The sequence below is a fragment of the Vibrio sp. Vb1554 genome (assembly GCF_033344235.1).
The window spans coordinates 1-12,249 of sequence record NZ_JAWPOJ010000045.1 but is presented as its reverse complement, the minus strand read 5'-3'; the positions used below and the strand labels follow the sequence as shown (position 1 = coordinate 12,249).

11 protein-coding genes are annotated in these 12,249 nt (G+C 43.0%); 9 read left to right on the top strand and 2 right to left on the bottom strand.

Features of this window, described 5'->3' with window-relative positions; all coding sequences use genetic code 11:
- Window positions 1-7: 7 nt before the first annotated feature.
- The 3 genes from R8N28_RS22315 to R8N28_RS22305 all read left to right on the top strand — a co-directional run bounded on the left by R8N28_RS22315 (window position 8) and on the right by R8N28_RS22305 (window position 3,277).
- Window positions 8-1,048: an oxidoreductase gene (locus R8N28_RS22315; RefSeq protein ID WP_054579456.1), complete on the top strand. Its 1,041-nt coding sequence runs from the start codon at window positions 8-10 to the stop codon at window positions 1,046-1,048.
- The gene (locus tag R8N28_RS22310; protein WP_053306491.1) at window positions 1,045-1,515 is read left to right on the top strand and encodes a heme-degrading domain-containing protein; all 471 of its coding nucleotides are present in this window, start codon (window positions 1,045-1,047) and stop codon (window positions 1,513-1,515) included. The genes R8N28_RS22315 and R8N28_RS22310 overlap by 4 nt, the downstream gene beginning before the upstream one ends.
- A 184-nt stretch (window positions 1,516-1,699) precedes the next feature.
- Entirely contained in the window at window positions 1,700-3,277 is a 1,578-nt protein-coding gene (locus R8N28_RS22305) for a sensor domain-containing diguanylate cyclase (protein WP_005389121.1), read from the top strand.
- Window positions 3,278-3,328: 51 nt separating this feature from the next.
- Here the strand turns inward: R8N28_RS22305 and R8N28_RS22300 are convergent, their stop codons facing one another.
- Entirely contained in the window at window positions 3,329-3,886 is a 558-nt protein-coding gene (locus tag R8N28_RS22300; RefSeq protein ID WP_054579458.1) for a DUF3750 domain-containing protein, read from the bottom strand.
- A 479-nt stretch (window positions 3,887-4,365) separates the two neighbouring features.
- Between R8N28_RS22300 and R8N28_RS22295 the strand changes: the two genes are divergently transcribed.
- From R8N28_RS22295 to R8N28_RS22275, 5 genes are all read left to right on the top strand, one after another.
- Window positions 4,366-4,728 (top strand): hypothetical protein, encoded by a 363-nt coding sequence (locus tag R8N28_RS22295; protein WP_318183436.1) that lies wholly within the window; start codon window positions 4,366-4,368, stop codon window positions 4,726-4,728.
- 35 nt (window positions 4,729-4,763) lie between these two features.
- The gene (locus tag R8N28_RS22290; protein ID WP_005377747.1) at window positions 4,764-5,228 is read left to right on the top strand and encodes a GNAT family N-acetyltransferase; all 465 of its coding nucleotides are present in this window, start codon (window positions 4,764-4,766) and stop codon (window positions 5,226-5,228) included.
- A gap of 248 nt (window positions 5,229-5,476) precedes the next feature.
- The gene (locus tag R8N28_RS22285; RefSeq protein WP_065274494.1) at window positions 5,477-6,895 is read left to right on the top strand and encodes an SLC13 family permease; all 1,419 of its coding nucleotides are present in this window, start codon (window positions 5,477-5,479) and stop codon (window positions 6,893-6,895) included.
- Window positions 6,896-6,898: 3 nt separating this feature from the next.
- On the top strand, window positions 6,899-8,236 hold the full coding sequence (locus R8N28_RS22280; protein ID WP_017820621.1) for a sensor histidine kinase: 1,338 nt from the start codon (window positions 6,899-6,901) through the stop codon (window positions 8,234-8,236).
- The gene (locus tag R8N28_RS22275) at window positions 8,223-8,696 is read left to right on the top strand and encodes a response regulator (RefSeq protein ID WP_053303110.1); all 474 of its coding nucleotides are present in this window, start codon (window positions 8,223-8,225) and stop codon (window positions 8,694-8,696) included. The genes R8N28_RS22280 and R8N28_RS22275 overlap by 14 nt, the downstream gene beginning before the upstream one ends.
- A gap of 107 nt (window positions 8,697-8,803) precedes the next feature.
- On the opposite strand, the gene R8N28_RS22270 is transcribed toward R8N28_RS22275, so the two are convergent.
- A complete protein-coding gene (locus R8N28_RS22270) occupies window positions 8,804-10,507 on the bottom strand; it encodes a putative bifunctional diguanylate cyclase/phosphodiesterase (RefSeq protein WP_318183435.1) in 1,704 nt (567 codons plus the stop codon).
- Window positions 10,508-10,994: 487 nt separating this feature from the next.
- Between R8N28_RS22270 and R8N28_RS22265 the strand changes: the two genes are divergently transcribed.
- Complete coding sequence (locus R8N28_RS22265; RefSeq protein WP_318183434.1) at window positions 10,995-12,188, top strand: HD-GYP domain-containing protein; 1,194 nt, start codon at window positions 10,995-10,997, stop codon at window positions 12,186-12,188.
- Window positions 12,189-12,249: the final 61 nt, after the last annotated feature.

The window sequence follows — 12,249 nt, the reverse complement described above, 5'->3', positions numbered from 1 at the left end:
TCTTACAATGGCTTACGATCCCGTAAAAACCGCTGTGATTGGTTACGGATATTCAGCAAAAACGTTTCATTTACCCTTCATTAAATCGCTACCAAATTTAACGCTGAGCGCGATAAGCTCTCGTCAACAGGAGGCGGTTCAAAATGATTGGCCAGATGCTAAGTGGTTTTCTGATGCGAATACTTTACTCGATGATAGTGATGCAGAGCTCGTAATCATTACTGCGCCAAATGACGTACATTACGAACTTGCAAAGCGTGCGTTGAACAATGGGAAACACGTCATCGTCGAGAAACCGTTTGTTACTCGGATAGAAGACGGTAATGAACTTATCGCATTAGCCGAAGAGAAAGGTCTGGTGCTGAGCGTTTTTCACAATAGACGTTGGGATGGAGACTTTCTCACGGTTAAATCTCTTATCGAACAAGGTAAGTTAGGTGATATAAAGCTGTTTGAGTCGCACTTTGATCGCTACCGCCCTGAAGTTCGTCAACGCTGGCGAGAGCAGGCTCAAGATGGCGGTGGTATTTTATTCGACCTTGCTCCTCATCTTCTCGATCAAGCATTGGTGTTGTTTGGCTTGCCAGATGCGATAGACGCACAATGTCGAATGATGCGCCCGGGTGCGACAACGATTGATTATTACAACTTGATACTTCATTACCCTGAGCATATTGTGCACTTGCATTCAAACTTGTATAGCCCAGAGCCGAATCTCCGCTACAAAGTATTGGGTACGGAAGCTAAATATGAAAAGTTCGGATTAGATCCTCAAGAGGGCTACTTAAAAGAAGGCCGTTTGCCGGAAAACGATGCTTGGTCGGAAGAAGATGAGGCGTTATACGGCGTCCGTTACGACGAAGACGGTGCGCAAACTATCAAAACGGAGAGAGGCGCGTACCAAGCTTACTTTGTTGGTGTGGCAGATGCCATTCGTTTGGGCACTGATAACCCAGTTCCTGCCGCTCAGGCAGTACAGAATATCGCTCTGATTGAGATGGCATTGGAAAGCAGTAAAACGGGTAAAACGATTCAGGTGAAACCATGAGTTTGACGCTTGAACTCGTGGCCCTGCAAGAGCATGAACTTCAGTTGGCGGAATTTAATCACCATATTGCGTGGTCTATCGGCCTCGCTCTAAAAGAAGAGGCTGAAGCTCGCGGCGCGGCTGTTGCTATTGAGGTTTACGGCTTTGGACAAACGCTATTTCAATACGCGATGGCAGGAACCTGCGCTGATCATGTAGATTGGGTCCGTAGGAAGCGAAACTCAGTATTAAGGTATGGCCACAGCTCTTACTATCTTTCTCTGTACAACAAGCAAAAGCAACGTGATTTCGAAAATCAGCCTCATCTCGATGCTCGTGAGTACTGTGCTCATGGTGGCGCGTTCCCAATTCGGCTTTCTGGGTCTGGTTTGGTTGGGGTTGTGACGGTATCGGGTTTACCGCAGTTAGATGATCATCAGCTAGTTGTGGATATATTAAAAACGATGACAGAGACAAAACCCTCTTAAACGCCAAATATGAAAGTAGCACGGTTCTTTATCGTGCTACTGAATTCTCTTTTTAGCTCATAAAGTGTTCTTTAATGTGAGCAAATATTAACATTGATCCCAACTTACTACCTGAAAATCAAATCAATTTCATATAACCTATACGCTCATTTATACAGAAAGCCTTCAAAGTTGGCCATTGGCAATGTCTTTTAGAAGAAAAGAAAAACTCAATCTTAGAAATCTTATTGTCACCCTATGTGTGTTCAGTGTGCTTGTCACTTTGATCAACGCATTCTACTCGATTTATCGTGTTCAAAGGGATCTCATCATCAATAACACGTTAGAATCAAACCGTGTTTACGCCCAAAAAATGTCTGAAATGACAGACTCTTTCATAGAAAGCTCAATGTCGCAGCTAAAATACAGTGCGAACGTGCTAAAAGACAAGATGCATGACGCTCAGCTTCTTGATAAAGAGGCTGAGAGATTAAGAACGCAAACCAAATCATTTAACTCTGTGGTTGTCGTTAATGCAAAAGGGGTTATTATTTCTGTATCCCCTGAAACACTTCAGGTGAAAGGTGTAAGGTTAGTGGGTGAAAGAAAACGCCAGTCTTTAAACGCTCAAGCACCGGTTGTTACTGAACCATTTATATCGCCAGCTGGAAATTACTTGTTAACCATCTCATACCCTATATTTTCTCAATCTAATGAATATTTAGGTTATATCGGCGGCACTATTTATCTAGAAAAAGAAAATATTCTCGCAGAGTTACTCAGCCAGCACGCATACAAAGATGGTTCTTTCCTTTACGTTGTCGATGAGAGTAACACTCTGATTTATCACCCAGATCAATCGAGGGTTGGTGAAGTAATCGACGATAATGAAGCAATCAAAGCGGTGACGATGGGGCAGAGCGGCAACAAAGAAATTGTTAACTCTCGCGGCGTCGAAATGCTTGCTGGTTATGCGCCAGTAAAGTCATCAGGATGGGGAATTGTTGCTCAGCGCCCGAAATCGATGACGTTATCTGTGCTAGATGAACAGATGTGGAATGTTTTCCTTAAGTCGATTCCAATTGGTTTATTAACTTTGTTGCTAATTTGGTTCTTGTCCCTTCTTATTTCTAGACCACTTTGGCAGTTAGCGGGTGCTGTGCGAGGTGTCGAAGAACATTCATCATCTATCGATGATCTCAAACTGGTTAAGTCTTGGTATTTTGAGGTCTCACATTTGAAGCTTAGCTTTCTTAAAGCATTTGGTATCGTGTCAAAAACCATTGATAAGCTGCAACTGGATACATTAACAGATTCGATGACTGGATTATTGAATCGACGTGGATTAGATAAAGTGCTTGGTTTGTTTAAGCAGGAAAATACCGCGTTCTCTGTTTTGGCGCTAGATATTGACCACTTTAAGAGCGTAAACGATAACTATGGCCATGACGTGGGTGACAACTTACTTAGAGAGTTTGCGCAGTTAATGAAAGACCAAGCTCGCTCTAATGATCACCTGTGTCGTTCTGGCGGTGAAGAGTTTATGATGTTTTTGGAAAAAACAGACGTAAACCACGCTATGGATGTTGCAGAGCGTATTAGACACAACGTGGAACAACATGACTTTCAGGTGGTTGGTAAGGTCACGGTTTCGTTGGGCGTTTCTCACTGGAAAGGCAATGACACACCAATTGAAGCCGTAATGAAAGACGCCGATAATGCACTGTATAAAGCGAAACATAATGGAAGAAATAGAACGGAGTTGGGTGACGACGCACAATAGATATTGCGCTTTATGCTGAACATAAAACGAGCCAGTGACTAATTTTTGCTGTTAATCGCTGGCGTAACCGCTACCAATTGCGCGAAACGGCAAGTTCAGCTCTAATTCTGGAATTTGTTTACCCACCCAAGCCGGGAATGTATTGCTATTTGGCCCTGGAAACAGCGTATATTCTTCAGCCCAAGGGTATTGGCTAATAACACTTTGTATTTTAGGGATAAGCTGGCGGGCCTTTTCACCTTGTATGGAGAGGATCTTTTCTGGTTTTGCACCATACCAATATCGATCTGGCGTCCCAGTTTGGTACTGATATAGAGCGGGTTGTCCGCGATTCACTCTCCAGCCGACTACTTCATACACTGTATATTCGTTCGCATTTTCAGGCTTTATTGCAAACCATGTATGAACGGCAAACCAGCCTCGCCAACCAAACGCGTCTGCGGCGTAAAACTCAATCACAGCATGCTTAACATTGGAAGGATCGGGTGCGATACCCGCAGGTTCTCTGCTAGCGGTACGCCAATCTCCTTGAGTGCATCCACCCAGCATAACCGCGATTGACATGAGCCAAATTTTTACATGGTGAGTAAAGTTGAGAGGGTCTTTCATTTATTGCTCCTAGACCAACCGATGCTGGTAACGCTCTATTGATTTTAGCTATAAAAACGTGGCGAGTCTGATTGTTGAAATCCTCTCCTTATTAAAAGAGAGAGGGAAGTTAGTGCCATAATTCAAGTTCATACGTAATAATAAGGTAAGCCGATTTGTAACATGTGGCATAGACGATGCCGTATTTCTCTAACTATTCGTCTAGTTGCGTATGAAAAAGTAAGAGGTTGTATGTATTCCTTACACGGATAAATAAATTTAAAGCATTAAAAAACAGAGGTTTACAGTGGATTTTGACTGGTTGAGTGAGTTTGGGGCCCTCACATTGTCTCACATTTGCTTGTTTTGGGCGGAATTTTCATCGCTCATCTTTTTGCGCGTTTAGAGTCAGCGTTCAGCTATGGCACAATAGGCGCTCACAGAACAAGTGCTGTTTGGTCATGCAAATAGCAGAAAAATAACTAGAAATAGAATAATTAATGTTTAAATCAAAAAGTATACTCGCATTAAGCATGTTCGCATTTGGCTGTTTTGCCAATCAAGATAGCGAACCAACGTCCGTTGTGCTGAGCTATGGCGACTCCTCCATCAGTACTGATATTCAAGCCAATCGAAAATTTCATGTTGTCCGAGACAATGAAAGTGAGCACGTAGAATTTTTCGGCGGAATCACAAAGGAGTATTCCGATTATATTGTGAATATTCATATCATAAGAAAAAGCAATATACGCAGATCAAGCCGTGAGCTGAATACTACCGTATTGATGAACAGTGATCAGATTGGGAAGCCTTTAGTGATTGGCATTGAAAATGATGAGTTCACTAGTATCACTTTGCGTTAATGCTTAGTATTTATTGAATAGGAATGAGGAAATTGATGCTCTCAATACGCTGCTATCGCACCGAGGATGCCCCAACACTGTGGGCACTCTTTTACCATACTGTGCGAATCATTAATCGTCGTGATTATACGGAATCACAAGTTTCCGCTTGGGCACCATCAGATTTTGACCTCGATGTGTGGCAACGCAAAATGGACGATATTCAACCCTACGTCGCGGAGATAGAAGGGCAGGTCGTTGGCTATTGTGATTTGCAAGGTGACGGCTTGATTGATCATTTCTTTTGCCATCATGAATACCAAGGACAAGGTGTTGGTCGTGATTTGATGTCTTTTCTTTGTTCACAGGCGAAAGTACAGGGGATAAAACGACTGTATTCTGAAGTGAGTATTACCGCCCGACCTTTTTACGAGAAAATGGGTTTCACAGTTAAGTCTCGACAACATGTTGAGGTTAGGGGAGAAACCTTAACTAACTTTATGATGGAAAAGTATATTTAACTTAAATAGTGAGCATTTAGTGAGCTTGAACACAGATATAAAATGTTTTCCAATGTGAAAACGAGTTCATTGATCTCGCACCAACGTTTTGTTTGAAAACAGTGTACATAATCTTCTCTGGAACGCCATTACCGCATTTCGTCTCTGAAGGCTTAAAAACAGTCTGAAAGTTTTGGTTTTGCGGCGGGTAATAGCGTTCCAAACGCCAAATGTGTCTGGCTAACCATCTCAGGAAGAGAAGTAGTACTATGCGCCCTTATCTCAAATACGTTGTTCCAACATTGATACCATTGCTTGTTTGGTTGATGCCTCTCTCTGCGTTCCCATTTGATAGCATTACTATCGTCCAGCAAAGAGTGATTGCAATCTTCTTGCTTGCCGCACTTTGCTGGGTATTCGAGCCAATTCCAATCTACGCCACTTCGGTTGTGATCATTGTCCTAGAGCTATTGCTTGTATCAAATAAAGGTATTGTGCTCTTTCGTTTGCAAGAAGGGCAGCCACATTTTGGTGAGCCATTACAATACAACGAGATAATGGCGACCTTCGCTAGTCCGATTATCATGCTCTTCCTCGGCGGTTTCTTTTTGGCTATGGCGGCGACAAAGTACAGGTTAGATGTCAACTTAGCCCGAGTGTTACTCAAACCATTTGGACAAAAACCAAAGTTCGTTATGCTGGGGTTGATGCTGATCACCGCTGTTTTTTCCATGTTTATGTCAAACACCGCAACAACAGCGATGATGTTGTCCATTTTAACCCCTGTGATAGCGGTTTTCGGGCCTAAAGACCCAGGTCGAATTGCATTCGCCTTGTGTATTCCTGTTGCAGCCAACATTGGTGGCATTGGTACTCCAATCGGCACGCCACCGAATGCCATCGCCCTAAAATATTTGGTTGGTGACAACTTAATTACGTTTGGTGAATGGATGGTATTTGGTGTGCCATTCGTTATTGTGATGATGGCGTTAGCCTGGTTTCTGATTGGCTTTTTGTATAAGGCCGAACAAACCACCATCGATCTGAACATTAAAAGCAAGTTTTTGAAAACACCCAAAGCAATAATGGTTTACGTCACCTTTGCCGGCACGATTATTCTTTGGTTGATGGGTTCTGCACATGGAATGAATTCTTACACAGTAGCATTAATTCCGGTGGCAGTGTTCTCATTGACGGGCATCATCAACAAAGAAGACTTGAAGAAAATCTCTTGGGATGTGCTTTGGTTGGTGTCAGGCGGTATTGCTCTGGGCCTTGCTCTAGATAAAACCGGGCTTGCGAAGCTGGTGGTACACAGCATTCCGTTTGATCAGTTCTCGCCATATGTTGTCTTGTTTGGTGCGGCTTTCTTGTGCTTGTTAATGGCAAACTTTATGTCGCATACAGCCACCGCAAACTTGCTGATGCCGATTATGGCTGCGTTAGGTACCTCTATGGCTTCGTTAACGCCTCTCGGCGGTGAAGTTACTCTGATCTTGGTCGTGACATTTGCTGCTTCACTCGGTATGTCGTTACCAATCAGTACGCCACCAAACGCGTTAGCTCATGCAACAGGGTATGTCGAGAGCGGCCAAATGGCTCGTATCGGTGCCGTGCTAGGCGTGATTGGCGTATTACTCAGCTTTGTGATGGTGTGGATTTTACATACTGTTGGGCATATTGGATAACCCATGTACGAAACGAAGTTAGACGCGTTAGTACAACGCTACTTTAATCACCTTGAACGCCGATTAACGGTTTTATCCGGGTCGGTGCTTATTGAGCAAGCTGGCTACAACGATCGCTTGTACTATGTGCTGTCGGGAGAACTGGCGGGCTATTACGCGGAAGATGACAAGAAACCGATTCAGGTATTTTCTGCGTCTCAAGGTGCGTTTATTGGCGTACATAGTTTCTTTTCTGGTACGTGGACTGCCTCTTCGACAGTGATTGCTCAAACCGATGTTGAATTGGCTTGGATACAGCGCGATACGCCCGCCGTGGAAGAGGCGATATACGGACCATTGACGACACAATTTATGCCTGTGATGGTTAACGAATTATCTCGTCGTCAACGGCGCGCAATGCAAGAGGCATTAGCTAAAGAAAAAGCGCTACAAAAGCTTCATACCGCAGAGCAAATGACAACGTTGGGGCAGCTTGCAGCGGGTATTGCTCATGAGTTGAACAATGCGATAGGCGTTGTAAGCAGTAAATCAGAACGGCTAGAGACAGTTATCATGGAACTGCTTGAAGAAGTTCATCCGGAAGCGAGTCAATTTTTTGATTTTGGTTTAATGCAAGGGCAGAAAGTCTCTTCTAGCGAAGCGAGAAAGCGGGGGCGCCACTTCGAAAAATACTACGGTTTAACCAAGGAGGTTGCTCGTGATCTTGCACGTGCCGTTCCAAACAACTTCCTTTCAGAACATTGGCTAAAAAGACCAGAAGAAGCGATACGTTTCTGGCAAATGGGACGAGATCTCCATGACTTACGCATCGCCTCTAAACATACCGTTGGCATTGTGCGATCCGTAAAACAATTGGGGCGCACGGATATCGACTTGGATGAAGCGATTAACATCAATGATTCAATCAATCGCGCCTTGGCTCTATTGCAAAGTGACTTAAGACGAGTGAGTGTTCGTTTTAGCCCTGCGGATTTACCTGCTTTTATTGGTTCTCAAACCGAACTCGTCCAAGTTTGGGTAAATATATTAAAGAATGCGTGCGATGCACTTGGTGAAACGGAGAAACCCGGTATCGAAATACATACTCGGGAGAGTAAGGGTAAAATTTTGGTCACGATTGCTAACAACGGACCAGAAATTGATGAAGCGACACGTAGAAAAATTTTCCGGCCAAACTTCACCACTAAAAAGGGGGGATTGTCGTTTGGTTTAGGGTTAGGTCTGTCGATTGTGAAGCGCATTATCGCCGGATATAACGGCTCTATTGTGGTAAAGAGCGACAGTGAAAAAACGATTTTTAGAATCAAGTTACCAGTAGAGGGTGAACATGGAGAAGCTTAATGTAATTTGCGTTGATGACCAACGAGAGGTACTAAGCGCGGTTCTACAAGATTTAGAGCCGTTAAATCAATGGTTGAATATCGAAGACTGCGAATCAGCAGGTGAGGCTCTAGAACTGATGGATGAATTTGATGCAGAAGGCGAGATGATCGCATTGATTATTTCCGATCATGTGATGCCAGGTAAAACGGGAGTAGAGCTGCTGACCGATGTATCAAAAGACGGTCGTTTTGGCTTTACGAGAAAAGTGCTTCTTACCGGGCAAGCGACGCACACCGATACGATTAATGCGATCAACTCCGCAGGCATTGACCGCTACTTTGAAAAACCATGGCAAGCAAGCCAATTAATAGAGTGCGTTAGAAACCTGGTGACCCAATATATCTTTGATGTGGGCTTAGATTACACTCAGTATCACGAACATTTAGATCAGAGTGTGGTGTTTGAACGCCTACGTTAATAGGGGGCATTAAGCTTTGTTTTCGTCACGGCCAGTTAGTGTCTGAAATCTATAGTGAATAGTTCAGCATGTTTAACGTGGCCGTGCGGAATATTGCTCTAGTATGCTTAACTCAACGAATAGCGGCTTGCACTGGCAACAGAAAGTGGCTTAGAGAACCAATAACCTTGCAGATAATCGACGCCCATTTCGGTAAAAAATTCACACATTTTGGCGTCTTCAATTCCCTCAATCACTACTTCAATATTATTTTCCTGGCACATAGTGATAAGAAACTTCAGATATTCTTGTGAAGAGCGGCTGGTTAGTGTTTTCCACGCCATCGACCTATCAATTTTGATTTGTGTCATCGGGAGGTCGAAGAAGCTATTTAATGAACTGTAACCCGATCCAAAGTCATCCAGAGAGAGTGCAAATCCTAGTTCCCTGAGGGTATTCAGAGGGGCAATGGCTGTCTGATTATTATCCAAAATAAACGTTTCTGTTAGTTCCAAAACAATAGACTCAGGATCGACACCAACCTCATCCGCCATGGCTTTAATTCGCGCAGGGAATTCACTGTTCATTAACTGAAGTACAGAAACATTCACGTTGACGCGAACTTGGTTTTGGTAACGCTCACGGTAGTTTTTGATAAATTCACACGCTTTGGCAAAGACTTGATATCCGAGCTCGACAATCAAACCTTTGTTCTCTGCGACGGGGATGAATTCGTCTGGGTAAATTTCGCCAAACTCTTTGCTACGCCAGCGAACCAGAGATTCGAAGCTCACCACTTTTGAGCTTTTGGCGTCAATAATTGGCTGAAACTTAACGCTTAATGTCTGTTTTTCTAGTGCACTTTTTAGACCTTGTTCAATAAAGAAATAACGGTCTACGGCATGCTGAGTTTTCTCACTGTAAACCGCAACACGGTCTTTATTCTGCTCGCTTGCGTACTGACAAGTTCGTGCTGCTTTACGTAATATTTCCTCTGCTGAGTGACTTGGATCTATGCAAGGATACAAACCAATACTAATGTTACTTCCTAAGTATTGGCCCTCTTCAATCACTGCCTCGTGGTAGGTTTCCTTTAAACTTTCGGCGTAACTTTGCAGCGTTTCTACCGAGCATTCATCGTGAATCAAAATCGCAAAGTCATCATCATGTACGCGATATACAGAACTATTTGGAGAAGGTAGGTGACTGAGAGTTTGTAGCAATTTTTCCACTAACCCATCGACCAACTCGCTGCCATATTGATTTAAGTAAGATTTAATCTCTTCTATCTGAATGTAACAGATAGATGCACAAGAATCAGTGGCTCGCACACTATCTTCAATATCCAGCAAGAGATGGGCGCGATTAGCCATACCTGACGCATTGTCATGAAATGCGACTTGATGAATGTAGCTTTCCATCAGCTTGCGTTCAGAAATATCACGGTGGCTACCAACCATATAATGACCATGTTCTGTTTCTTTGGTCATGGCTACGCCTTCAATCCAGACGTACTGTCCATTGGGTTTACGCACGCGGTAGGTCGTTGTGACCCTCGTGTTGTTGGTAATGATGTGAGCATCGACCCGAGTGGAGAGTCTTTCTCGATCGAGAGGGTGAACAAGGTCTAACCATTGCTCTAAGCTGATTCGACCAGCGTTGATACCAAGCTGCTCATAAAAGCCCTTGTTATAAAATACCATGGTGCCAAACTCATCCATGTAAAAGAGGCCTTCGTTAAATACATCGAAGATATGAATGAATCGTTCTTCGACGATTTTTAGGAACTCTCGGTCACTATCTGAGACTTGTTGGTCAAATATGGTGGTCAAGATATTTCCTCCTCGAGCCTTTTAGCATCAGAGATGAGTGTTGGGGTTGATAACATAGAGTTGATCTGCTGGCGTACATTACAATCACAAAAGTGTCAGTTCAAATTGTTTGGCTATCATTTTATGCGCTACTAGGTTAATAACATACTAAGATTAGGCGGCTAATCATCGACATTTATAAAAAATAGTCAACAGTAAAAATCATTTATAAAATACAGTTATTGATGCCGTCCGCAATCTATAAATATTTATGAATAATTATCCTAAAGTTATTTTCAGTTGTGTCGGTATCAATGTGTTGTTTTCTAACGTCATTTGTATATATGTTATCTTGGATAAAACCATAATAACAAAAAGGACTTAATGAGCGCGACCGATTATTAATTGACAGGATGCTCATTAATTGTAATCAATTCAAATTTATTATCACGCCAAGTAATCAAATCTCTTATAATGCGGACGTTAATATCGAGTAAGCCTTCTTTATATGCAGTACGATCCGAAAAATTCAATCAAAATTGCGCTCGCTGATATCGGCGTTGGTATGTTTGTTACCGCGATAGAGCACAACAAGCGCGTCAATTTAGCCAATGCAGGGCGGATATCTAGCCCTGAAGGCATTAAGAAGCTTGCTACAAGTGGCGTAAAGTATGTTTGGGTAGATCAAACATTATCTTCGCAGCAGTGTGTCTTCAAGCCTGTAGATGAATCAACTGATGCCACTAAAGAGACGCGAGAGCAGAAACACTCAGATTTTAAGAGGGGTCAACGAGCTTATCGTTCGAGAGACATCCAACACAAGCGAGCCAAAAAGTTGATCGCCGAAGCAAAAGATTTGGCGCAAAAACTATTGAATCAAACTTTTGAAGGAAAAATCATTGAAGTTGATGAAGTAGAAGCTTGGGCTGACGATGTCATTGAAAGTGTTTTGATTGACTCAGATGCGTTGCAGTGTGTCTCTGCACTCCGAAAAAAAGACTCTTACTTATTGGAACACTCCGTCAATGTCGCTTGTCTTTTAGTGTCATTCGGTAAGTACTTGGGCTTGGATAAGCCAACGCTAAAACAGCTTGCTGTAGGTGGCATTATTCATGATGTAGGTAAAATTAAAGTCGATGATAAGATCTTGCACAAGCCAGCGAAGCTAACGCCTGAAGAATTTGAACATATGAAGCTACATCAAGTGTTCGCAGGTGAGATAATCCTTCACGTAAAAGGACTTAGTGACGTAAGCCGTGATGTTTGTTTGATGCACCACGAGAAGTTAGATGGCAATGGTTATCCTAGAGGCTTGAAGGGGGAGGAGATTCCAATTCACGGCCGTATGAGCTGTATTGTAGATATCTACGATGCGCTAACGGCTGATCGCTGTTACAAAAAAGGCATGAGTTCTGCGGAAGCGTTTAAAATCTTGTTGAGTCTAACGCCATTTCATTTAGACGCCGACTTAGTTTACAAATTCATTAATTGCATTGGGATGTATCCCGTAGGCTCCATTGTCGAGTTGAACGATGGGCGTGTTGGTATTGTTTGGTCTTCAAATGAATCTCAAGCATTAAAGCCAGAAGTGAAATGTTTCTACTCCCGCAAGTATAAACGATACATTGATGTCACGATGGTGGACTTAAAAACGAGTGCGTACAAAATTGAAAGAGCGATCGCGCCCAGGGAAAATTCATGAACATTCCCGTCCTACAAGGGCTGTCAAAACCTTATAAAGGTACTCCGGTTCCATCGCACAC